At 36.7% G+C, this 24532-nt stretch carries 20 protein-coding genes; 4 read left to right on the top strand and 16 right to left on the bottom strand.

The window, feature by feature from the left end; all coding sequences use genetic code 11:
• Together ACYVEC_RS06135 and ACYVEC_RS06130 are read right to left on the bottom strand one after the other, a co-directional pair.
• Entirely contained in the window at window positions 1-909 is a 909-nt protein-coding gene (locus ACYVEC_RS06135) for a VOC family protein (protein ID WP_063221219.1), read from the bottom strand.
• A 174-nt stretch (window positions 910-1083) separates the two neighbouring features.
• The gene (locus tag ACYVEC_RS06130) at window positions 1084-1995 is read right to left on the bottom strand and encodes a VanW family protein (RefSeq protein ID WP_063221220.1); all 912 of its coding nucleotides are present in this window, start codon (window positions 1993-1995) and stop codon (window positions 1084-1086) included.
• A 338-nt stretch (window positions 1996-2333) separates the two neighbouring features.
• On the opposite strand from ACYVEC_RS06130, the gene ACYVEC_RS06125 reads away from it, so the two are divergent.
• The gene (locus ACYVEC_RS06125; protein ID WP_141439280.1) at window positions 2334-2702 is read left to right on the top strand and encodes a hypothetical protein; all 369 of its coding nucleotides are present in this window, start codon (window positions 2334-2336) and stop codon (window positions 2700-2702) included.
• 116 nt (window positions 2703-2818) lie between these two features.
• Entirely contained in the window at window positions 2819-3910 is a 1092-nt protein-coding gene (locus ACYVEC_RS06120; RefSeq protein WP_063221221.1) for a DUF3900 domain-containing protein, read from the top strand.
• 288 nt (window positions 3911-4198) lie between these two features.
• Here the strand turns inward: ACYVEC_RS06120 and ACYVEC_RS06115 are convergent, their stop codons facing one another.
• The 8 genes from ACYVEC_RS06115 to ACYVEC_RS06080 form a co-directional block, all read right to left on the bottom strand.
• The gene (locus ACYVEC_RS06115) at window positions 4199-4546 is read right to left on the bottom strand and encodes a hypothetical protein (RefSeq protein WP_063221222.1); all 348 of its coding nucleotides are present in this window, start codon (window positions 4544-4546) and stop codon (window positions 4199-4201) included.
• A 240-nt stretch (window positions 4547-4786) separates the two neighbouring features.
• Window positions 4787-5632, bottom strand: coding sequence for an exonuclease (locus tag ACYVEC_RS06110; RefSeq protein WP_336448621.1), 846 nt, complete (start codon window positions 5630-5632; stop codon window positions 4787-4789).
• A 189-nt stretch (window positions 5633-5821) separates the two neighbouring features.
• On the bottom strand, window positions 5822-6022 hold the full coding sequence (gene cspB, locus ACYVEC_RS06105) for a cold shock-like protein CspB (protein ID WP_001179150.1): 201 nt from the start codon (window positions 6020-6022) through the stop codon (window positions 5822-5824).
• A gap of 216 nt (window positions 6023-6238) precedes the next feature.
• On the bottom strand, window positions 6239-7138 hold the full coding sequence (locus tag ACYVEC_RS06100; protein ID WP_063221224.1) for a WD40/YVTN/BNR-like repeat-containing protein: 900 nt from the start codon (window positions 7136-7138) through the stop codon (window positions 6239-6241).
• Between the two features lie 16 nt (window positions 7139-7154).
• On the bottom strand, window positions 7155-7598 hold the full coding sequence (locus tag ACYVEC_RS06095) for a flavodoxin (RefSeq protein ID WP_001062756.1): 444 nt from the start codon (window positions 7596-7598) through the stop codon (window positions 7155-7157).
• Between the two features lie 140 nt (window positions 7599-7738).
• Window positions 7739-8359, bottom strand: coding sequence for an acetate uptake transporter (locus tag ACYVEC_RS06090; RefSeq protein ID WP_000070945.1), 621 nt, complete (start codon window positions 8357-8359; stop codon window positions 7739-7741).
• 86 nt (window positions 8360-8445) lie between these two features.
• Window positions 8446-8841, bottom strand: coding sequence for an NUDIX hydrolase (locus ACYVEC_RS06085; protein ID WP_460505913.1), 396 nt, complete (start codon window positions 8839-8841; stop codon window positions 8446-8448).
• Window positions 8838-9179: an ASCH domain-containing protein gene (locus ACYVEC_RS06080; protein ID WP_063221226.1), complete on the bottom strand. Its 342-nt coding sequence runs from the start codon at window positions 9177-9179 to the stop codon at window positions 8838-8840. The genes ACYVEC_RS06085 and ACYVEC_RS06080 overlap by 4 nt, the downstream gene beginning before the upstream one ends.
• A gap of 135 nt (window positions 9180-9314) precedes the next feature.
• On the opposite strand from ACYVEC_RS06080, the gene ACYVEC_RS06075 reads away from it, so the two are divergent.
• The gene (locus ACYVEC_RS06075; protein ID WP_063221227.1) at window positions 9315-9872 is read left to right on the top strand and encodes a CatB-related O-acetyltransferase; all 558 of its coding nucleotides are present in this window, start codon (window positions 9315-9317) and stop codon (window positions 9870-9872) included.
• 47 nt (window positions 9873-9919) lie between these two features.
• Here ACYVEC_RS06075 and ACYVEC_RS06070 read toward each other — a convergent pair whose 3' ends face one another.
• Window positions 9920-17404, bottom strand: a complete 7485-nt coding sequence (locus ACYVEC_RS06070) for a DUF7507 domain-containing protein (RefSeq protein ID WP_460505910.1) — start codon at window positions 17402-17404, stop codon at window positions 9920-9922.
• Window positions 17405-17520: 116 nt separating this feature from the next.
• Here ACYVEC_RS06070 and ACYVEC_RS06065 point away from each other — a divergent pair, with 116 nt between their 5' ends.
• A complete protein-coding gene (locus tag ACYVEC_RS06065; protein ID WP_063221229.1) occupies window positions 17521-18270 on the top strand; it encodes a (S)-benzoin forming benzil reductase in 750 nt (249 codons plus the stop codon).
• Between the two features lie 35 nt (window positions 18271-18305).
• On the opposite strand, the gene ACYVEC_RS06060 is transcribed toward ACYVEC_RS06065, so the two are convergent.
• The 5 genes from ACYVEC_RS06060 to panF all read right to left on the bottom strand — a co-directional run bounded on the left by ACYVEC_RS06060 (window position 18306) and on the right by panF (window position 24532).
• Window positions 18306-19139, bottom strand: a complete 834-nt coding sequence (locus ACYVEC_RS06060) for a GNAT family N-acetyltransferase (RefSeq protein ID WP_063221230.1) — start codon at window positions 19137-19139, stop codon at window positions 18306-18308.
• Between the two features lie 66 nt (window positions 19140-19205).
• Window positions 19206-20714 carry an argininosuccinate lyase gene (gene argH, locus ACYVEC_RS06055; RefSeq protein ID WP_336448214.1) on the bottom strand — a complete coding sequence of 503 codons (1509 nt, stop codon included), beginning with the start codon at window positions 20712-20714 and terminating at the stop codon, window positions 19206-19208.
• A gap of 101 nt (window positions 20715-20815) precedes the next feature.
• Entirely contained in the window at window positions 20816-21925 is a 1110-nt protein-coding gene (locus ACYVEC_RS06050) for a serine hydrolase (protein WP_063221232.1), read from the bottom strand.
• A 117-nt stretch (window positions 21926-22042) separates the two neighbouring features.
• Window positions 22043-23023 carry a nucleoside hydrolase gene (locus ACYVEC_RS06045; RefSeq protein ID WP_142332729.1) on the bottom strand — a complete coding sequence of 327 codons (981 nt, stop codon included), beginning with the start codon at window positions 23021-23023 and terminating at the stop codon, window positions 22043-22045.
• 69 nt (window positions 23024-23092) lie between these two features.
• A complete protein-coding gene (gene panF, locus ACYVEC_RS06040; RefSeq protein ID WP_063221234.1) occupies window positions 23093-24532 on the bottom strand; it encodes a sodium/pantothenate symporter in 1440 nt (479 codons plus the stop codon).

Raw genomic sequence — 24532 nt, 5'->3', positions numbered from 1 at the left:
TTATGCTGTTTCTATTTCAAACTGCACTGTAATACCACTTGGATCTACCACCACAAACCCATTTGTAGTTTCATTTATTTCATGTTGTTTTTCTATTAATCTTTCTTTCACTTCATCTAACGCTTCTTTATGCGGTAGTACAATCGCATATACCTTTAGTCCAGTTGCATGTACTGGTGGATGTGGATTGTTTACTCCGTTCCACGTATTTGCACCAATATGGTGATGATATCCCCCTGCTGAAATAAATAAGCAATCCTCTTCACGCTGTTGTACTTCAAAACCTATTGTTTCGACATAAAATTCATGTGATTTCTCTACATCAGCTATTCGTAAATGTACGTGCCCGACAACAGTGTTAGCAGGTAATCCATCAACCTCATAATCAACGAGTGTTGCTAGTTCTTTTAAATTAAGTGGTGTACTTCCTCCTGGCCCTTCTCCCCATTGATCACGCGGACGATCCGCATAAATTTCAATACCATTTCCCTCTAAGTCTTGTAAATAAAACGCTTCGCTATACGTATGATCACTTGCACTATTAAACCTTGAAATTGGTAAAATTTCATTTGAATATGTATAACGCCCCTCTTGCTCAACCGGACTATCAATTACATTCTTATTGCGAATCACCCCAAATAATGCCGAAGCAAACGCCTCACGAGTCGGAACTAAAAAGGCTATATGATATATACCAGTCGTACGCGGCTCTTGCAGTACCCCGTCCTCTAACTTTTCAAGAACAAGTAACACGTTCTTTCCACCTTTTCCAGATAAATATGCTTTATTCTCCTCTTGCTTAATTACTTCTAAGCCTACAACATTCTCGTAAAAGGCAATTTGACGTTCTAAATCTTTCACTTTAAATTCCACATGACCAATACGTGTTTTCGGATGAATTTTTACCATGAATAACTCCATCTCCTTATCCCAATATTTTTCCATTACATATAACCGTTACTATGAAGGATACAACTAAAATCATCCTATGTAAATAAGAAAAGTCAGAATTTATCCACTTTTTAATTTTCATAACAAAAAAGTCACCTCTTCTAACTTTCAGAAAAGGTGACTTTATAACTCTTATCTCATTTTATGTACTTCAGCAACTAACTTTCCACCTTGAATACCCATGTAAAGTTTCACAGGTGCATCATTTGTGTTTTCAAACACTAAATCTAAGTATGGATACGCAATTGTAGCATCTCTTCCTTGTGGAACATAGCCTACTGTTTTAGAATGTGTCGTTCTCTCTACCATTTTCAAACCAGCTTGATCTGCTGCATTGTATAAAGTTGATGATGTTTGACAAACACCACCGCCGTATCCATCTACTAATTTACCATCTACAATTTCTTTTCCTAATTGATATCCTTTATCTGGCGTTGTATCACCAATTAATGCATTGAAAGAGAAACGATCTCCTTTTGCTAATACAACTCCATTTATGCTCGCTGCCGACAAACGGATATTCTCAATACGGCCACCTGCTGAGCCTCCTAAATTCGTTTCATATCTACCAATTACCGTACCGCTTCCTTGCGCGTCACTTAATGTTGCGGTAGGTTTTTTCTCAACAATAGGTAACTGATATGAAGAATCCCACATACCAACGTTTAATAATTTATCTACCAATTCTTTTTCCATTAATTCATAAGAAGGTTTTCCTTCTTGCCAACTTCCATCAGATGCTAAACGCGAAGGAACCATCTTTTTATCGACGCTTTTCCCAACCTCGCTAGCAACCTTCGTTACCGATTTTTTAAATTTTGCTTCGTCTTCAAAATAACCTAGACTCGATAAATCTAGCTTTTTCACTTCCGTACCAGTTCGACTATCAACTAAACTAATAGAATCCTGTACTTCTGCTTTAGCCTCTACCGTGTGGCCACCAATATCACTTACTAATGCAACATCACTTACTTTTGTACCACAACCACTCACTACAGCTACACATAACACCCCAACTAATATACCCTTTACTTTACGGAACAATATACTCTCCCCTTTTTCCCAACATTACTTTTATGTATTATTTCATTTTTATGTATGTTTTGTTACAATCATTTTACAATATATTTATAAATTGTTACAAGTTATTTTTTACTCTATATAAATTACTCTTTTCTTTTCCAAATGTCTATACATATTTACATAAAAGTTTGAGTTTGATAGAATTGTAACCTTTATGTAACCCCATTCTTTTATCCAGTATATACCATAAAACAAAAGAAATACAAATGTAAAAACTCCATATTCTTATTTATAAAGAAACTTCTCTTGAACATAAATAGGTATTTGCCGTGCCACCGCTCCGCTTTTGCACATACATTATGGTGAATTTAACCTATTTTAAAGAAATGGAGGATGTTTTTATGTACCCCTACAATCCATACGATCCATATAACCAAAATGGTTATCAGCCTCAATATGATTTACAAGCACAATACCAACAATATATAGATCCAGCAGAACAAGTTAATCCATATGATCAAAATCGACAATTCCAACTTCCAATCTCTTTTCCTGGTACTGGAAACCGCCAACTAGAAAGACGAGTAAATGAGCTTGAGCAAAGAGTACGTCAATTAGAAAACACAGTTGAGCGTCATACACGTAGATTAAACCGCTTAAACCAACGTTTACGTACAATAGAAAACAGACTAAACATTCCATTTTCAGCATTAGAAGACGGATTTTAATTTCGAAAATAAAAAATATATGAAGGAAGGGGCTCCCCCTTCCTTATATAAATTGACGAAAGTTTTTTCCATCTCTATACTGATAAGAGTTAATGAAATGAAACAAGGTGATAAATATGGATTTTGAAATAAATTATCTTTCCTTTTATGTTGTACAAGTAGAAGGAAAAGGTGAAGCTGTTGATAAGCGCTACAAACATTTTCAAACATTAGACGCTGAAGAGTATGAAGATAGCTCCTTAAAAGAATTTTTGAATGGAGAATTATTAAAAATTTCAAAGCGAAAAGTAGAACGTCATGCGAAAACAGAACAAGCTCCGACAAAGATCGGTCGCTTTATTGTAGAAGAAGGGCACGAACTTGATTCAAACCCTCATTACAACCTATTTAATCGCATTCGCTTTGCGGAAACAAAGGAAAACTTCAAAGATATGAGCGAACCTCTAGTTTATACATATCTTGACACAAGTGCTGTACGCGGTGGTGTATTTTTAATTGCGCAAGCAAAACTACGCAAATACTTTGATGACCCATTCGTTTTCGTTATGAAATGTGACTTCGAGCCGAAAGTCGCTTCTATTTCCGATGAATCCACACTGATTCGTAACGTTGAAATGGCTATCACAACAAAAAACATGAAATCTATCCAATATCCGTACATGCCTGAAGAAGGTATGGTCGAAGTGGGCGAGCTAAAAATTCACCAAGCATCACACGCCCGTTACTTTGAAGACTTCTTAAAATTCGTCGAGTACGAGCGCTCTATGCCTGAAATTATGAAAACACAAGTAATGGACATGGTATATGACCAAATTGAAGATGTATTTGAAGAAGGTACGGAAGAACGCGAACAATTCGACCAAGCGATGGAAGTATGGGCTGCCAGTCCGAAACGCGAAATTATGGAACAATTTTCAACCGAAGAAGTAATGGAAGCTACCGCTCAAATCGTCGAGCATGCTCCTGAAGTAGAATTAAAGCTAAAAGCAGATCATATCTCTGTGAAGGCCCTGCTTGCTGATTTCGGGGATCAAATACATATCGCAAAGGTAAATGACCGATATGTATTAATGATTGAGGCTGATACACTTACGTTTGAAAAAGGATTCTCTCCGATTGAGTTTCTGAAGCCGGATGAATTGCAAGACGTAATGGAGCGGATTGAGAATAAGCAGCAGTATTCTTATGATCCGAACGGGATTGAATAAATCTTTCCATATAACTTTTTTACTGAGCGCTTTTAATAAGCGCTCTTTTATTTGGGACAGAATTGACAATTATATTAAAAACCGATTCTACTAAGAATCGGTTTTTCTACTTTATAACAAAATATGCTTATGTTTAAAAATAATTTTTAATCCAAGATCACATTTGTTGCAGAATCAAGCGTATTTCCATTAGAGATCTTTGCTTCAATATTTCTAGTTGACCAAGTCCTTCTAAAGTTTTTGGTACGCTTCCTTTTAGTCACTATGTATATTCTTAAAATGAAACTTTTACTTTATTACCTCAAATTTATTGTACTCATAAAAAGATAGTTGAAAACGATATTCCGGATGCTCTCTCACCCAATCGTAGGCTTCTTCTAAAATTTCCATTTTGTTTTGTAGGTCATTAAGTTCACTACATTCATTCCTTTTCTGTTTGCACAGAGGGCAAAATCCACCTACTATCTCGGCATTCATCGTACGAATCGTTTTACTTTCTAAATCAACTACTAGACGAAGAATAAAAGAATGCTCCGCTTTTGTAGTCACCATCATTTCAGCAGTCCCGTCCTCATTCCAAAAGACTCCGTTTAATTCCATCTGTACGGTGACATCTTTAATATCCAAGTCTATCACTATCATACCTCCCTTGTATAAAACTCTTATCTTACTCTTTTATTTTAATCTTTAATACACCACGATTTAAAGATAGATTGAGCTTTTATTAATAGATTTTAAAATTCTTGCCACATCTTAATTTTCAAAGCAATTACAATGGCCCAATTCGAACAAATCAATTCCTATTTAATATGAATACTTTATTCACCCATCAATACAATGACGTTAAATTTATGTAGATGGAAGTAGAGGAGAATATCATTTAACCTCTGTATTCTCCTCCATCTCAGCCAAATACCTAATCTGTCTTTCCGCTTTTCTAACCGCAGTACGAAAATGCTTTTTCAGAAGTTCTACTGTAGATTCACTTATATAATATCTTTCCGTTATACTTTCCCACGTATCACTACTTTCAAATGTACTCCAAACGAAAGGACGCTCTGTATTTTTTCTCATTTCTTTAAATACCCATTTTCGCATCTTTTTTTTCGCTTTTTCTGTTAGTTTGCCGTTTTCTACAAGTTCAAGCTCACCATGTCTTTTATACCTTTTAGTAATATCTCTCTCGCTATATGCTTTAAGAAGTATGTTCGCTGTATTCTCAGCATCCGCTAAAGCTCGGTGCTGCTTCCCTTCCCACGTTAAACCAAGCTGTTCTACCGCAAATTGTAAACTTGGCGTATGTTCAAACAATTCTTCATACGCTTGAAAAACAAATTTTTGTAAATCCATTCTTCTTTCTTTGTCCATACATGGGCAATCTACACCATGTAACGTACAATCATGAGATAGAAATCGATAATCTTCTTTTCCCCATGTAACAAATATAGAATCTTCCCCGATAAACTGAATAAATTCCTCAATAATTTGCGGGAATTTCTCTACACCAATTAAATCTTTCTTTGTAATTCCCGTTAATTTTGTCGTATGACGAGTAAGTCGTGCACCCGGTTTTACTAACTCCGAAAATTCTCCAATTGCCTTCATTGTACTTGCTTCTATTTTTATAGCTCCGATATCAACTATCTCTGACGGATCTTCTGATTTATACGGCCTGAAATTTCTCTCTATATCAAACACAATAAAATGTGTAGCGTTTTCCAATTTATTTACCTCTTTCTAAATTCCTTTTCACACACATACTTTATTTTCAGTATTTATTTAATCATACACTTTATGCATGTAATACTTCGTCTAAAAAACGAAAATTCAATTTCATTATTATATGTACATAGGAGGTTATTCAATAAAAATGCAAAAAAAAAGAAGGGCAAGCCCTTCTTTTTTCCACAATTACTTCTTGTTAACGTTTGTAGCTTGAGGTCCACGGTTACCTTGTTCTACTTCGAAAGTAACTTCTTGACCTTCTTCTAAAGTTTTGAAACCTTCGCCTTGGATAGCTGAGAAATGAACGAATACGTCTTCTCCGCCTTCAACTTCGATGAATCCGAAACCTTTTTCTGAGTTAAACCATTTTACTTTACCGTTTTGCATTTAAAAAATCCTCCTACAATGTACCTATATGTACATATTCATTTTCAACCACTTTACAAAAATAAGTCAGACATTAAAAAAACTGCAACTCTGAGGAGATTTAACATTGCTATCCTCCTCGGAAGTTACAGCTCATTTAAATCTCTATATTATTAAAAGTAAAATGGTTTAAATATAATATATCATATCAATATAATAAAAGCAAAGTTTTTTTTGCTATACAACTTTTTTCTTCCACTGCATCGCTTTTGATTCACCTGATCCAGCTACAACATAGCCTTCTTTTTCGTTAACGATGCGCCAGCCATGCCCTTTAACTGAGTCGCATACTGTAACAATTCCTTCTTCTAAAAGTACACGACAAACAGTACTAATCCCCGCCTTATTTTGCGTTGACGTTGTATATAGCACATGTTGATCTACACTTAAGTCTAAATAGCTACTTGCTTTCTGCTCGCTTTGACATGTGTGCCAATATGTTTTTTCATTCTCAATACTTTCATCTATTTTACAAAAAGAGATATTCCCGCTAATCCCCTTGCATGATCCACTGGCTGCTACTAAATAAGAGTTGTGTAAAGTCAACGCTGAGATCATCTGATTCATCACGATTTTAATCCTCTTTAATTTACGTGTCTCCAAATTAAAGAGCCAAACACCACCATACTTAGCATGTATTTTCGTACCGATAAATAAGTAATGTTTATATAAAAACAACGATCGAATAGATGGTGCCCCACCACCATATTCAAGAAATGGATGAATAGTTTCCCATGTCGAACCAAAATCATTAGAATGATACAACGTTTTATCTCCATGAGCAATGACAGTTCCTAGTACATTACTACATACATTCCAACTCGTTGCTTTTGTTGGAAAACGTTGGACCGTCCAGTTCTCTCCACCATTCATACTACGAATAAAAATTCCTTCGTCACCTACACCATACACTACATTATCTTCGCTATGTAAATCCCTAATTCGTTTTTGAAAACCATTTAAAATTTGTTTCCATTCTCCGTCTTGTTCAATAAATAAACCATTATATGTAGTAGCTAACATAAGCTTTCCATCTCTTAACTTTGTAATAGCGGTCGCACTTAACATTGTCTCCACGTTGACACTCCCATTCTTAGAACTTCTCAGCAAATGCAATTGCAAAATTACTGCATTTTTCAACATCCTCTTCGTCTTCTGGAGCTAGTTCGATTTTCAATCCTTCTTGTACAAGCTCTGCACCGCGTTCTACAAGGCGTTCTTCAAATATCGTTACCGCTTCACAAAACAGTTCATACGCCGTATCACCTGACCCGAATACCGCTACTTTTTTCCCTGATAAATCTATATTTTCTAAGTCATCATGAAAATCTTCCGCTTCAAATGGTAATTCACCATCGCCCCACGTATAAGATCCTAAAATGATTCCATCATAAGCTAATAATTCTTCAGCATCCATGCCTTCCATTTCTTGCAGTACTACTTCATGATCAAAGGCATCTAAACTAACTTTAATTAAATCAGCAATACTCTCTGTATTTCCTGACATACTTGCATAAGCTATTAAAATTTTCGCCACTTCGGCATCCCCCTCTTACAATAAATGATTCTCATTCTCATTATATTAATAATGATAATCAATTTCAATTGTATTTTTTATTATTTCTGTTTACATCACAAAAAAGCACAGATGACTATACAATCATCTGTGCTTTTTTATTACTTTTTAAAAATACCAAATGGCTTTCCAACTGGTAAAACAACTTTCCCGAAGTGTGTATTTAACACTGCTGCTGCTGAACCATAGAAAGATAATAATGAAATAAGAAGTTCAGAATATGCTGCTAAATTATGCATTGCGTGCGGCATAACACCTAAAGTACTTAATGAAAGACCGATAAATAAGAAATCAATAAGGACGAAAATCATAAATAATACTTTATGTGTTTCCATTGCACCAATTGTCATGAAGATTGTGAAAATCAAATATCCGATAAAGGCTACACCAAGCTGTTTTGAATCTGCAACTTGTGCTAATTTTTCGCCAAATACTCCAAGTTGAATTAACCAAGTCATTCCAACGCCTAACCAAAATAGGCCGTACGCACCGAATGCTGTTGTACCAAATGTATTGTTATGCTTTGCATCGTGAATGCATGCAAAGATTTGTGCAAATCCTCCTAAAAAGATTGCCCATGGTAATACAAGAGAAACGCCATCTGTTAAGCCTAGCTTTTGAGATGATGCTACAAGTGTTACCATCGCTAATCCAAATAGACCAATTCCAGATGGATCTGCTGTTGTCATTTTCACATGATGTGTAGTAGTTTGATTGCTCATATAAACCTCCTGATTATAAACATACTCGAATACAATACTTAAATCAGAAGACTATGTCAATGGTTTTTTTTGTATGTTGTCAGACCTTATATTTTATAATGTTCTAATATACTTCCGACCACTTCATACGGTTTTATATTCACTTTTTCCAACTCGCGTATCGGCAACCACAACGGAATATAACTCCCTCTCTCTTTCAGCTCGAATTCTTTAGCTTTCCCACTTCCGAAAATCCCATCTATACTATGAGCATTACAATAATACTCCGTTCCTTTATACTCCACCTTCGTAATAAGATGCCCTACTTTTATATGTATCCCTAATTCTTCATAAGCTTCTCCCTTCGTTGCCTCTTCAGGTGTTTCTCCTTCTTCAATTCCTCCGCCTGGAAAAACATAATATGTTTCCCCTTCCCTAATACGTTTTATAAGAGCAATTTTCCCTTCCTGCACAATAATAGCTACGCCGCGATTTCTTATCATTTTATTACCTCAATACGAATCGCAACTGTTCCCCACTTTTTTTCTTGTTCTTTCGTATATATGTTGTATGTACTTTCTAACATTTCCTCTAAACTATCATTTTCACAATCCAATAATTTTTTATCAATTTGTTCGTACATTGCTTTAAAGCATTCATATCGTTTTATTTCTGTTACTTTTACAGTCATCGTTGCTGCTGTCGTAAGGTTTGTAAATACAATATTATCGCCTTGTTTTATAAGTTGACGTTTTGTATCAAATAAACGTACTTCATATACTTTTTTTCCTGATTGAATTGACTGAAAAGGTTTATTATATAACCCCATTTCATATATCATTCATTCCACTCCTTTTTTATTCGTTGTGCCTACTAATTATATTTGTTCATTACCAATTCATACAACACAGTTCAACTTATTCCAAGTTGCATATAATGTTCCATTACTTGCTTTAGAGAGGATGCAAAATTTGTTATGTTATATTTAAATCAAAAACCTGAATATAATAAATATGATATTGGTGATTATACTTATAGTAAAGTAGGGCCAACCATTTTTTCTTGGAACGATGAAACGAAATTAAAAATAGGTAGGTTTTGTTCATTAGGAGAAGAAGTCGTTTTTATACTTGGCGGTGAGCATCGTGCAGACTGGATAACGACTTACCCATTTAATGCACTTTTTGATGAAGGAGCGCATATTACTGGTCACCCTTCTTCAAAAGGTGATATCGTAGTCGGCAATGATGTATGGATTGGTTATCAATCCTGCATTTTATCTGGTGTTACAATTGGTAACGGGGCCATTATCGGTGCAAAGAGTGTTGTTACAAAAGACGTACCTCCATATGCAATTGTAGCTGGTAATCCTGCAAAATTTATTCGATATCGTTTTCCGCAAGAAATGATTGACAAACTAGAGAATCTCGCATGGTGGGACTGGGACATTTCTGTTATAAAAGGAGCTATTCCACTTCTACTCTCAAACAAAATCAACGAGTTTTTTATCTCGTCCGAAAATGAATCTATATGATTAATACAAAAAGAGCATCCTATTCTTTCAGGATGCTCTTTTTCTTTTTATTTTTTATGTCCGTGCAACTGAATACACGGAGAACATTGAAATGGAATTTTATCTAAACAATTAAAGTTTGTTTCGCAAATTTGTTCAATCGTTGGAATAAACGGAATGACAACCATATTACTTTCTACTATTTGTGTAACAGGTGGTAACACTGTGCCCACTTGATGTCCGAAGCGAATACTCGCTTGATTAATATAATTCCCTGAACCATTTGGCGCGCTCTGAACTACTACTTGGAACGAAACTGTTCGCGCTTCACCTGGATTTAAATTCCCTACAAGAAATCCTGATACCGGGCTTACATTTGGCACTGGTATATTATCAACCGTTACACTTCCAAGGACAAATCGAACACTACTATCTAACATATCTTGAAAACGGATATTTTGCATTACAGTATCACCCGTATTTGTAATAACTGTCGTAAACGTAATGACATCTCCAATCGTTGCTGTTTGATGATCTGCCGTTTTTACAACTGTCGTTGAGACATTTTGAGGAATAAACGGAATAACAACTGTATTGCTATCACCTTCAACTACTACTGGCGGCTCATTCGGATTTACAATTGCGAGCCCATTTGCTATAGCAGTATTTGTGACTAAGTTATTTATTTGCCCTCCTATTATTACAACTTGGAAATTAATAATTGCCGCATCATTTGGCTGAAAATCACCTAACGGAATACCGGTATTCGGATTTACAAATGGAAGAGGTACATCGTTTACCGTTACCGTACCATTTATAAATAACGTATTCGGATCAACGATATCTGTTAACACGATGTTGGTCACAGGAACTGTACTATCATTTATAACGGCAATTCCGTAAGTGACAACATCCCCTACCATTGCCACTTCAAAGTTTGCTCCTTTTGCAACAAATAAGATTGCAGTATTTACCGTTACAATAACTGTATTGCTCGTATCCATCACTGTAACTGGCGGTTCCCCTGGTACTAAAATATATTCTGCTAACGCCCCAGCAACGTTCACTACTGTACCACCATCTGGAAAGCTCGTAATCGTAGCTTCATATGTTACAATCGCCGTCTCACCGACTGGAATGTCTACAATCGTAAATCCAACCTGCGGATTTACTCCCGGACGAGCTACTCCATTTACAGTTACACTATTTGGTACAAAAACAGCTTCCGGAGATAGGACATCGATAAATTGAACATTCATCGCATCAGCAGTACCAGTATTTAATATTCGAACCGTATACGTTACCGTTTCTCCTACTCCAACAATTGAATGAGCTACTTCTTTTTGCATATCTAAACTGCCTCTATTTACTGGTGTGACTGTCGTATTACTTGAATTCGTAATTGTAAACGGAGGTTCTCCTGGAATTAATTCGAAATCACCCGTTACTCTCGCTGTATTCATAATGCTACTAGAAGGCGGAACTGCGATTACATTTACTGCAAAGGTAATTAATACACTATCCCCTACTGCAAGATCAGGTAATGAAAAGCCTACAAATGGATCTAAACCCACTTGTGGAATCCCATTTATTTGTACACTTCCGGGAACGAATTCTAAACTAGGTGATGGAACATCAATAAACTGAACATTTGTCGCTGTTACCGTTCCTGTATTTGTAACTTGCACACTATACGTTAACGTATCTCCTAAACGTGTTGCTTCTTTATTTACAGATTTTATAACGCTGAATCGTCCTCTATTTATCCTTGTTATTGTCGTATTACTCGGCTCTGTTACTACAACCGGTGGCTCTCCTGGTACTAAAGTAAAGCTTCCTGTTATATTTGCAACGTTCGTAATTGTTCCTGATGCCGGGATGTTTGTAACTGTCGCTTGAAACGTCACTACAACCGTTTCACCAACTGGTATATCTCCAACTCCAAAGCCAGTAATCGGATTTAAGTTTGGTTGCAGGGCTCCATTTATCGTTACACTATTTGGTACAAATGACGCTCCTGCTGAAATAGTATCAATAAACTGAACATCATTAGCTGTTACTGTTCCTGTATTCGTTATTTGAACCGTATACGTTAATACATCCCCAACTAGGGTAGCAGCCCTATTTACCTGTTTTATAACATTAAATTGTCCTCTATTTACAGTTGTAAGTGTTGTATTGCTCGGTTGATTTACTATCACTGGTGGTTCTCCTGGTACTAATACAAAGCTTCCAGTTACATTTGCTGTATTAACAATTGTTCCATTTGATGGAACACTAACCACTGTTACTTGGAATGTTACTTGGAATGTTAATTCTACACTTTCACCTGGATTTATATCTGGAAGCGGGAATCCATTATTAGGATTGAATCCAGGTTGTAACACACCTTCTATCGTTACACTGTTCGGCATGAATGCTATAGAGGACGGTAATACATCACTATATTGAATATTCGTCGCTACCACTGTCCCTGTATTTTGAACTACTGTTGTATATGTGATTGTATCGCCTACTGCAACAACCGGCTGACTTACTGATTTTAATACATTCAAACCAGATTCATTTATTTCTGTTAATGTCGTGTTACTTGTCGTCGTCTCCGTAATAGGCGGCTCTGTTTCACTTACAGCAAATGTTGCTGTAACGTCTACAAAGTTAACAATCGTTCCACCTTCTGGTATGCTTGTAACCACTTCCTGATATGTGACAAGTACAAAATCATCTACAGGTATATCTGGAACTGTAAAACCAATGAAAGGATCTAATCCTGGTGCCGGTACCCCGTTTATACTCACACTTCCTGGTACAAATGCTACTCCCGCGGAAGTCGTATCAATAAATTGAACATTCGTCGCTGGCACTGTTCCGAAATTAAAGATCAATACATCATACGTTAATATTTCTCCTACAGTCGCTACTTCTTTATCTACTAGTTTCAATGGAAAAACAAACGCTATATTAATCGTCGTAACGACTAAATTTGTTAATATCGTTTCCGTAATCGGTGGTTCTTGCGGATTTGGTTGTGAAGTAAATGTAACGTCTGCATCATTTAAGATGACTTCATTATCTGGAATTTCTGTAATCGTCACTTGGAACGTTACCTCAATACTTCCACCATTAATTAATAATGGCGTAACTGTAAATCCTATTTCTGGATTTAAACCAAGTTGCTGCACCCCACCTATTGTTACACTATCTTCTACAAATGTCGTTCCTTCTGGTATGACATCTTGGAAGAACACATCTGTAACTGGTATAATTCCTACGTTTGAAATGAGCACGGTATACGTTAATACATCCCCAACCGCTCCGGTTGCAACGTCAACTGTTTTTGTTGCGGTTACTTCACCGGGAGGAGGTAACGGTATTGTAACTACCGTTGTATTACTTGAGTTCGTTGTTGTTACAGGTGGTTGTAAAGGATTTAATAAGAAAGTGGCTGGAGCAGATGCTGTATTTAATACTGCTCCGCGTGTAGACGGTGCAATTACCGTAACTTGGAACGTTACTGTCAAGGATGTTCCAGCTGCAATATTAGGAAGCGGGAAACCGACATTCGGGTCAAATCCAGGTTGTGACGTTCCATTTATCGTTACACTATTTGCTACAAATGTTGTTTCTGGGGCAATTGGATCAATGAAAGAGACATTTGTTGCTGTTACTGTTCCATTATTTCGAATAACAACAGAATACGTGTAAGTTTCTCCAAGTGCTGCTTGTTGTACAGATGAAGATTTTTGTATATTTAACTGTGCTGTGTTTACTTGCGTCACTACAAAATTACTGTTTGTAACAGTCGTTATTGGAGGATTTGCTGGATTTATAAGAAAACTTGCAGTAATGTTCGATTGGTTTCTTATATTTCCACCGCTCGGAATACTCGTCACTGTAACTTGAAACGTAACCGTGGCCGTTTGCCCGACCGGAATATTTGGTAACGGGAATCCTGCCATAGGATCCGCGCCTTGCTGAACGACTCCGTTTATCGTCACACTATTTGCTACAAACGCAGTACCAGACGGAATTGGATCTTGGAAAATAATATTCGTTGCAGGAACAGTTCCTGTATTTTGAATAAGAATCGTATACGTTAACGTATCTCCTACACCTGCTTGCAGTGTATTTACACTCTTCATTACATTCAGTGATCCTACATTCACTCGCGTCACAACAATATTACTAATCGTTACAATTGTAATTGGTGGCTGGAGAGGACTTACTTGGAAATCAGCAGTTACATTCGCATTATTCGGAAGAACTCTATTTGGTGGTACACTCGTAATCAACACTTGAAAAGTAACTGTTACCATCCCTCCTACTGGAATATTAGCAAGTGGAAATCCAGTTGTTGGGTTTAAACCTGGTTGAGGCGTTCCATTTATTATTACACTATTTGCTACAAACGTTGTTCCAGATGGAATTGGATCAAGGAATGATACATTTGTAGCTGCTACCGTTCCACTATTTTGTATACGAACTGTATACGTTAACGTGTCTCCTACACCCGCTTCAGTAGCGCTTACACTTTTTATTACATTTAAACCTGAAGAATTCACAACTGTCATAACAGTATTACTTGGTTCTGTTACAGTAATTGGTGGCTCTGTTGGATTTACTAGGAAATCTCCTGTAACATTCGCACTGTTTACAACGTTGTTTCCAAGCGGAATTTCATCAATCAATACTTCAAATGTAACAATTACACTCGCACCAGTAGGCAAATCATTTAGCGGGAATCCAAGTTCTGGATCTGCCCCTTCTTGTAAGACCCCATTCACAAAGACACTGTTTTCAATAAATAATGTACCTTGTGGAATTGAATCTTGGAAAAATACATTTGTTGCTGGTACACTACCCGCGTTTATGATTTCGATTGTATATACTAAAACATCCCCTACCGTCGCAACATCTGTATTTACTGATTTCACAACTTCAAAATTCCCTGATTGTACAGTTGTATTCACAATGTTACTCGGAACATTAATTGTTACTGGTGGTTCACTCGGATTCACTTGAAAACTTGCTGTTACATTTGCTTGATTTAAAATATCTTCATTTTCTGGATCCTGTACAATTATTACGTCAAATGTGACTACAACGGTTTGAGCCGCAGGAATATTCGGAAGAGAAAATCCTGTATTCGGATTCAATCCACTTTGCGGTACTCCATTAATTGTTACAGAATTTGCAACGAAAGAAACAGCTGAAGAAATAGCATCTTGGAAAAACACATTTGTTAACGGAACATTCCCTGTATTTTGAACGGCAATTGTGTATGTTAAAGTGTCCCCTACTGCCGCTTGTGTTGTATTCACTTCTTTTATTACATTTAAACCGCCTGTATTAACTTGTGTCACAACTGTATTCGTTTGTCTATTAATCGTTATCGGTGGCTGATTCGGAATAACGACGAAATTAGCAGTTACATTTCCGCGATTCGCAATCGTACCTCCCGATGGCGTCGATGTCACTCGGACTTGAAAAGTAACCCTCCTACTTCCGCCAGGAGATATATTAGCTACCGTAAACCCAGTCGCTGGATTGGCCCCAGGTTGCGAAACTCCATCAACAGTTACACTATTTGGGATGAAAGTCGTTCCAATTGGGATTGGATCTTGAAAAATAACGTTCGTTGCAAGTACATTTCCTGTATTTTCAATTGTAACAGTGTACGTGAGAACGTCATTCACTGTCGCAAAAGCTCTATCCACTGTTTTTCTCGTTCTTATATCAGCTATATTAATTGTCGTAACTACAGTATTACTTGTCGCTTGCCCTGAAACTGGTTGTTGGCCAGGCACTGGGGTAAAGGTAAATGTTGCACTTGCACGATTCGGAATTGGATTGACAAGAGGGTTCGATGTTACTCGAACTTGAAAGCGCACTACGGTCGTTTGCGAAGCATTAATACTTCCTAGATTAATACTACTTGCTGGATTTGCTCCTGGACGTGCTACTCCATTTACCGTAACGCTGTTTGCGACAAATGTTGTTCCTGCAGGAATACTATCAACAAAAATAACATTTTTTGCAGTAACGTTTCCATTATTCGTCACATTAACCGTGTACGTTAATACATCATTAAGCGTTGCCGTCTGTAAATCTACAGATTTTTGCATACTTATAGTTGCTTGGTTCACTGTCGTTTGTACTGTATTTGAAGTAGACATACTAGTAATAAGTGGACTACCGATGAAAGGACGGAATTGATATGACACCATTGCACGATTTGAAATAGGATTTGGATTCGGGAATGATGTTATTCGAACTTGAAATGTAACAACTCTTTGCGTGTTATTTGGGATTGTACCTAAATTAATTCCATTAGCAGGGTTTGCATTCGGCTGCGTTACTCCCCCTACCGTTACACTACCTGTAACAAACGTCGTTCCGCTCGGAATACTATCACGTAATACAACGTTTTCTGCGCTTCCTGTTCCTGTATTTGGAATCGTAATCGTATAGGTAAGAGTATCCCCTACCCCTGCGACTGTTCTATTAACCGATTTAACTGGATTAATAATTGGACCTGTCGCATCAATTTGAACACCAAAACCAGCTGCAGCGTATCCATCTCCATTTGTAACGAAGCGAACAGTTGCTGACGTTTGATTGTTTACTAAAGATGAGGAGGCATCTACATTCGTAATATCCCACCCTTGTCTTCGGACGGCCAAAGCTACCCCTAACGGCTGATTTAAATCTCCAAATGTACCGCTCGTATCTAAATTTCCACTGTCATTACAAATTTGTGACTGAAAGAAATTATTCGCGGGATTTCTCGGTCCGAATAACGCAACTGTAGTATTCGCATTCGGCCCAAAGCGAAGTTGATCTCCAGAAATGTTAGAATCACCTTCTTGGGCAGTTACAAGTACCCTTCCTGTTACAGCTCCTGTTGCCGGAGTAGCAAATCCAGAAATAGTAGCATCAACTGGTGGTGATGAAGCATCGATAATTTCTTGACCTGCATATACTGACAAATTTCGAAGTGGTAAACTTGCATTTTGATACACAACCTCAAGCGTCCAGCCAGCTGAACGACTAATTGTTGGATCAGCTGAAGTTCTTGTAGCTGGTACGGCCCCTGTCGTATAAGTTCCTGCCCCACCTACACTAACAAGATTCGTTACATTAGCAGAGCGAGCATAATAAAACTGGTTTCCTACTGAACCTTGCTGCGCGGTAGCAGGGTCTGGCGTAACAGAAAACGTTCCTGCTGGTGTTGTAAATGTAATATTATCATTTAAAAATGGTAATACATCTTCTGTATCAGTCCGGAAAGTTCCTGCCCAAACTAACTCTGCATACAAAATACTACTCCCTGCAGGAAGATTTAAAATTGCACTTGAAGAATTCAATCGCCAGTCATCCGTTGTACCTGCTGGGAACCCTGGTACTTGCAGCGCTGTATTTACCGTTGTAAAAACAGCAAGTGTACCAAAAATATTACCTGGTGCAGGCGATGTGGGACTAAGTCCTAACGTGTTCCCAGTGAACGTGACGGCACCAGTTACTGTTGTCGTAAAGCGATTCAAAAAAGGCACGTAATCATCTCATTTCATTTATAGTAAAAAGTGCTCTATACTATAAAATGTAGACAAACTATGCAATGTACTTTGTCCAACAAAATTCCGCACATACGAAAGGAGCTTACTACACTATGCGCTATGTTATCGTAACAGGAACTTCACAAGGTTTAGGTGAGGCAATCGCCGCGCAATTGTTAGAAGAAAACACGAGTATCATCTCTATTTCTAGAAGAGAAAATAAAGAACTTACGAAACTCGCAGAACAATATAATAGCAATTGTTTCTTCCACTCCTTAGATCTTCAAGATGTACATAATTTAGAAACGAACTTTAACAAAATCATTTCATCTATTCAAGAAGACACTGTATCCTCTATTCATTTAATTAATAATGCGGGTACAGTTGCTCCTATGAAGCCAATTGAAAAAGCAGAAAGTGAACAATTCATTACGAACGTCCACATTAATTTACTTGCACCTATGATTCTTACATCTACTTTCATGAAACATACGAAAAAATGGAAAGTAGATAAACGCGTTATTAACATTTCATCTGGTGCAGGAAAAAATCCTTATTTCGGATGGGGTGCTTATTGCACAACGAAAGCAGGTGTAAATATGTTTACACAGTGCGTAGCAACTGAAGAAGTGGAAAAAGAATATCCAGTAAAAATCGTCGCTTTTGCACCTGGTGTTGTTGATACAAATATGCAAGCGCAAATTCGTGAAACAAATAAAGAAGACTTCATAAATTTAGACCGCTTCATCACACTAAAAGAAGAAGGAAAACTACTGTCACCTGAATACGTTGCGAAAGCAATTCGTAACTTACTAGAAACTGAGAATTTCCCGCAGGGTGAAGTAATTCGAATTGATGAATAACAAAAAGGCACGCTATAATAGCGTGCCTTATCATTCTATTTCTCTAAAAATATAAGTACAGACTCTATCATCTTCTCATAACCAATCTCTTGATAAATTTTATTCGATGTTGGATTTGCTAGGTCCGTATATAATGTCGTTGTTTTGTAACCTTCGTCTAACATACACTGACTAAGTGCCGCTACACAATTAGATGCGTATCCCTTTTTCCTTGCTTCTTTCGGTGTATATACGAAATTAACTGTTATATTGTTTGTAGTTGGTCTCGTTTTTGCAGCTACAGAAACAAGCTTCCCGTCTACTTCTAAACCAAATAGACGACGGTTAGTAATTAATGTATGAGCGGTTTGTTTCGCTTCTTCTTTCGTAGTAGGAAGCTTCACATCTTCGCAAAATTGGTATATCCACTGTTCTATTAATGTTAGCTCATCACTACTTACTTCTCGAAAGACTCCATCTCCGTCCCACTTTTTCTTCACTTGTTTTAATTCATATATACCTTGCTCCATCACAACCGTAGTTTTCTTATTTTCTAACACTGCAATCTCTTCCGCTAATCTCTGTACAATTTTCTTATTACCGATTAATCCAGGAACATTTGGATATACTTCCGCTAATTTTTTTGCAAGTTCCACGATGTCCTCTCCCATCATTTCAGACGTAGCAACAATAATTTGTTTCTTTTCTTCTGTTTGAAGAAATACAATTACAATTTCTTCCTCTTGTTTTGCTACCCCCATAAATATCGGTTGTTGGACCATTCGTAATACACCTAATATGAGATTGTTTTCCTGTTCATTCTTTTCTAAAAATGGTGTAACCTCTTCTTTAAAATTAAGAATCTCTTCATATACATGTAATTGAATCATCGACAATCTCTTCTCTCTATTTATAGTTTCATTAAGTATTGGCGATTAATTCATTAAATCCTTCTTTTACGATTCGATAATATTCAAAGCTAACATATTCAAATCATTTTCCGCTTGTAAAATTCTCTGTTTTTCCTTTTCAAATACCTCTTCTTCTTTTCGAAATGACTCTTTTCGATTTTTAATCATGCGCTCCATTTCTTTTTTACTCGGTCCACCGTATACCTTTCTTTTTTGAATAAATGCTTCTGGCGATATAATTTCTTCCCACTCTTTTTCTAATAAATGTATTTTAAAGTTTTCTTGTAAGTAAATATTTACATCTTTGAAATGTAATTCATGAAGCTCCTTTTGTTGCTCCAATGACATATTTGCAATAACACTTGCTGCATGATGAGCATGCCGAAATGGAATATCATAGTTTTTTGTTAAAACATCTGCGAAATCAGTTATCGTAATTGCATGTTTATAGGAACGATCTTTCAACGTTTCTTCTTCTACTTTCATCGTTCGAATGACTGCATTCATAATACAAAAAACACGAATAGTCTTTTCAATTCCTTTATATAAATACGGCTGCAAGTCATCTTCTGTATCGACAATATCACCAAATGGTGTATTATGAACCATTTGAAATACTGTAAATGCTTCCCCTAAAGCACTACTCGTAATTGCACGGGCGTGTTCAATTGAAACTGGATTTCGCTTTTGCGGCATAATACTACTAATTTGTACATATGGCCTTGCAACAGTAATACCATCATATTCTTTCGTCGCTAATAGTAAGAAGTCATGAATCCATCTACTCGTATTCGTCATCATTACCATAAGTAACGAGCTAACCTCTAATAAATAATCCGCTCCAGCGACAGCATCATATGAGTTCTCAATTACATTTGTGAATCCAAGTAAATCGGCAACTCGCTCTCGTTTAATTGGGAAACTTGTTGTAGAAAGAGCAGCGGCTCCCATTGGCGATTGATTTAAAAGTTTGTACGTTCGTTTCATTCTTTCTAAGTCTCTCTGCATCGTATCATAAATCGCTAACGTATAATGACCAAATGTTGTTGGCTGCGCTGGTTGTGTATGTGTATAAGCTGGCATAATCGTTTCCTTATGATCATCGGCAAGTTGCAGCATACTTTCTTGCAATAACAAATGATGTTCCATTAATCGTAGCACATATCGCCTTAAACTCATGCGATACATCGTTACACCCATATCATTTCTACTTCTACCAATATGCATATTACTTACAAAATCGCTTTTCGCTTCTTGAGAAATTAAATGTTCCACTAAAAAAAAGAGATCTTCATGCTGCTCTGTATATAGCAATTGATCTTTTTGTATTTCCTCTACTTTTTTAAGTGCGTTTAATATAACTTTAGCTTCTTCTATTTTCATTACACTTTCTTCCGTCAGCATCATAATATGTGCTTTATGCACTTGAAACATATCTTTCAGTAAATAATTACGCTGAAAGTCAAATACATGTTGTAATACACAATCTACATATGTTTTCCCAGGGAAATCAGCGCCTTCACTCTTTATAAACTCTTCTTTCCTTTGTTTCATCACCTTTTCCCCTCTCACCTAAGTATTACTACCCATCATACCCAGTGATGGCAAAAAAGTGCTTGTACATAAAAATAAACTCGGCGCTTTAAGCACCGAGTTTATTTAATAAAAGTCGCATCATACTTATCACTTTGCAACACTTGGAAATGTAAGTTTGCTAAATGTTTCCGTATTTCTGCACTGTCGTCTTCATTTAAATTATTTGCTAAGAACACTATTTCTGTACAGTTCCCGCGTTTATCCATCGCATAAACTGCTTTTGTAACTGTCCATGGCGTATAGCCATTTTTTTGCCCTGCATGTCTAAATGTTTTACGGTATTTCTTAGCGCTCATATCTGTTTCAACGATATTTGCCCATACTTTTTCTTCTGCTTCTGTCAGGCCACCTTTATGATTTGCCTTTTGAAGCAGTACCATATAATCATTTGCAGAAGCCGCTGGTAATCGATCTGACCAAATTTTATCGTAACGTTCCTCTAAATACAGAGGAATTTCCTTCTGTAATAATGGTCCTTTCTTTTTTAAGCGTTCATGAATAATCATCGCATATTCACGATATTGCTCTTGAGACATTTCTTTTAACTTTTTCTCTATTTTATATTTCGGAACATGTAGTTCTTTATGCAAATATCCAGGGATATATAAAGATGAAACAATCGGAAATAGTGGCTGATGTGCTGGAAGTGATAAACTTTGTAAATTTCGATTAATATTATCTAATCCTAACACTTCCATTAAATATTCAGCATTAGCATTTGAACTAAACTTAACCATTCCTTTTGCCACTTCTTCTAAAGAAACCGCTCCTTCAGTTATCTTACCTGTTCTCTCCAAATACCTTTGCCATCTATCTTGCGCACCACCATCTGTATTCGGCACATAATACCGATTCACATCATTAATGGAAACGAAACGAGACGAATCAATTTTCCCTTCTGTAACTTGTTTTGTATACTCAAGCGCCACAATTAATTTCATCGTACTAGCAACTGGCAATACAACATTGGGATTTACAGAATAAACAATTTTATCATTTCTCTTTACTAAAAGCGCACTGTTTTTTTCATCTTTATGTTCCTCAATAAAGGATGCGATATACTGCGCATCATCATTATTCGAACTCCATACTTTTTTCACTAAAAAGTTACCCGATATTAGCAAAACGAAAATACCCACAATCACTGCGCATACTATAGTTTTTTTCAAGTAAAATTCCTCTCCTATTGTGTAACTCTTCTCTATCTATCTCTTACAAACAAAATAATGGAGATGATTATTTTAGTAATCATCTCCATTATTTTAACTTGTATTCTCCCATTATGTCTACGTCATAATTTTTACGAAGTCTTCGAGAAATTTTTTATAATGTAATGACCAACCAATTCGCACCCAATTTTTTAAGGATTTTGCATCCGGTTGAGGACGGAAATCTGCAATACTTTCTCCTTTTGCAATCCCCACTGTATCTACATCTACACGACGATACACATAATCCAATATTGACGGATTCGCCGCAACCATCATTGTAACGACGTCATGTACTGGACTTCCTGTTATTTTCGGATTTAACTTTCTATAGGCTTTATAATAATACGTAAAAATCGGTTCAATTAATTTATTAAAACTCGTTTTAGAATGTTTCGTAATATACTTTACCATCTCTGGCGTAATAATAGCTTCAGATGTAACATTAAGCGGCACCAATGTCACATTCTTGGCATTTTGCATCACTAATTGTGACGCAATGGGATCACCATGAAAATTCGCTTCTGCGACTGGTGTAACATTTCCAGGCATTAAAAAAGCACCGCCCATTATATAATACTCCTTCACATACTTCATCAATGGTTTTTCTAAAATAAATGCTGTCGCAAGTGTCGTTGACCTACCAGCATCAACGATAATTAATTCTCCTTTATATTTTTCAAGAATGTCGAAAAACTCACAAAAAGGCTTTATATTTGGAGAAAAACTTTTCGGAGGTCGAATTGGCCCTAAACCTTCCGCCCCGTGAATTTCTGGATAGTACGTTGTAATATCTCCAGATAAAGGGATTTTCGCACCATTAATAACTGGTATATCTTCTCTGCCTGCTAACTGCAATAAATATGCCGCATTACTTGTTGCCTTTTCTTGTGTTACATTTCCATATCCCGTTACAACACCAACAATATCAATACCAGGATGCAACAACCCATACATTATGGCTAGCGAGTCATCAATTCCCGGGTCTCCTAAAAATAATACTTTTTTCATCGCCCTCAACTCCATCCCCTCAATTGTTATTAATTTATGAATAGTCATACATATACAGAATAAAAAAGAACAAATTTATACGAAAAAACGCAGTCCTATACGGACTGCGTTTTTCATCTAACCTATACTGTTTTTCTTCACAGCAATCATACTTCCAATTATATAAGCAATAAACGCAAAACAAATCGGGAATACAACTGTATGTATACCGAATGGATTTGGATAGAGAAGATGAATGCACATATATGAGCTTACTCCAACTAAAATGGAGGCAAGCGCTCCTGTTGCATTTCCTTTCCTCCAATATAACCCTAATACGATCGGCCAAATGAATGCTGCTTCTAATCCACCGAAAGAAAATAAATTTAACCATATTAAAAAATCTGGTGGTTTAATTGCTGCCGCATAAACGAACAGTCCTACGATAGCAGTAATCCATAAACTTCCTTTTCTAATCGTACTGTCTGCCGCATCTTTATTTATGTAATTTACGTATATATCTTTAATGATTGATGAACTTACAAGTAACAATAGCGAGTTTACTGTAGACATAATCGCCGCCATCGGTGCAGCTAAGAAAACTCCAGCTAACCAAGGAGGTAACACTTCCATCGCGAGTAGCGGCATAACTTTATCTGGTACCGTTATACCTGGAAGTACAACTCGTGCAAACACACCCGTTAAATGCATACCGATCATAATTGTACCTACAACAATCGTTCCAATTATAAGCGCTTGATGCATCGCTTTTGAATTTTTATAAGACATGGCACGCACGCTAATTTGTGGTAAACCGACAACGCCAATTCCAATCAAAACCCAAAACGATGTCACATATGATTTCGTTAAACTACCATCTGCTCCGAATGGTGTAATTAAATTCGGATTGATTTGAACAAGTTCCTGCATAATCTTTTCAATTCCACCACCGGCAATGACAGTAGCAATTAAAATGATTGTCGTTCCAACCAACATGATAATACCTAGTAGTGTATCTGATAGCGCAACTGCACGAAATCCACCAATTAATACGTACACAAGTACAGAGAAAGTAAATAAAAATAGTGCTGTTGTATAAGATAAACCCGTTAGCGACTCAATTAATCGTCCACCGCCGACCCACTGGGCTACTGTTGCTGAAAATAAAAAGATTATAATACATAACGCAGAAAGGATCACGACTGCTTTATTATTATATCTTCCCTTTAAATAATCGATAAGAGTAATGGCTTCCATTTTCCTAGCGATAATTGCAAACTTTTTACCGATAACCGTTAAAACGATATACCCTGTTACAACTTGAATCGCAGATAGTAGTACCCAGCCCAGCCCCATATTGTAAGCAATACCAGGACCACCAATAAAGCTACTAGCACTACCGTATGTAGCAATCATTGTCATCGCTAATAATAAACCGCCAAGCTCACGCCCACCAAGAAAATATTCTTGCAAAAATTTATTATGAGCAGTTGCTTGCACACGTCTTGAAGCATATACACCAATTAAAAATACAACGATAAACGAAATTATCATTGGAATGATTACATACCAATTCAT

Source organism: Bacillus sp. MN7755 (assembly GCF_054771475.1).
Note: the sequence above shows the minus strand (reverse complement) of the source record. Positions and strands in the feature narration are given on the sequence as shown.

Coding starts and splice junctions, on each gene's coding strand:
- ACYVEC_RS06135 (WP_063221219.1), bottom strand. CDS start 909: ATGGTAAAAATTCATCCGAAAACACGTATTGGTCATGTGGAATTTAAA.
- ACYVEC_RS06125 (WP_141439280.1), top strand. CDS start 2,334: ATGGTGAATTTAACCTATTTTAAAGAAATGGAGGATGTTTTTATGTAC.
- ACYVEC_RS06120 (WP_063221221.1), top strand. CDS start 2,819: ATGGATTTTGAAATAAATTATCTTTCCTTTTATGTTGTACAAGTAGAA.
- cspB (WP_001179150.1), bottom strand. CDS start 6,022: ATGCAAAACGGTAAAGTAAAATGGTTTAACTCAGAAAAAGGTTTCGGA.
- ACYVEC_RS06090 (WP_000070945.1), bottom strand. CDS start 8,359: ATGAGCAATCAAACTACTACACATCATGTGAAAATGACAACAGCAGAT.
- ACYVEC_RS06085 (WP_460505913.1), bottom strand. CDS start 8,841: ATGATAAGAAATCGCGGCGTAGCTATTATTGTGCAGGAAGGGAAAATT.
- ACYVEC_RS06080 (WP_063221226.1), bottom strand. CDS start 9,179: ATGATATATGAAATGGGGTTATATAATAAACCTTTTCAGTCAATTCAA.
- ACYVEC_RS06075 (WP_063221227.1), top strand. CDS start 9,315: ATGTTATATTTAAATCAAAAACCTGAATATAATAAATATGATATTGGT.
- ACYVEC_RS06065 (WP_063221229.1), top strand. CDS start 17,521: ATGCGCTATGTTATCGTAACAGGAACTTCACAAGGTTTAGGTGAGGCA.
- ACYVEC_RS06060 (WP_063221230.1), bottom strand. CDS start 19,139: ATGATTCAATTACATGTATATGAAGAGATTCTTAATTTTAAAGAAGAG.
- argH (WP_336448214.1), bottom strand. CDS start 20,714: ATGAAACAAAGGAAAGAAGAGTTTATAAAGAGTGAAGGCGCTGATTTC.
- ACYVEC_RS06045 (WP_142332729.1), bottom strand. CDS start 23,023: ATGACTATTCATAAATTAATAACAATTGAGGGGATGGAGTTGAGGGCG.
- panF (WP_063221234.1), bottom strand. CDS start 24,532: ATGAATTGGTATGTAATCATTCCAATGATAATTTCGTTTATCGTTGTA.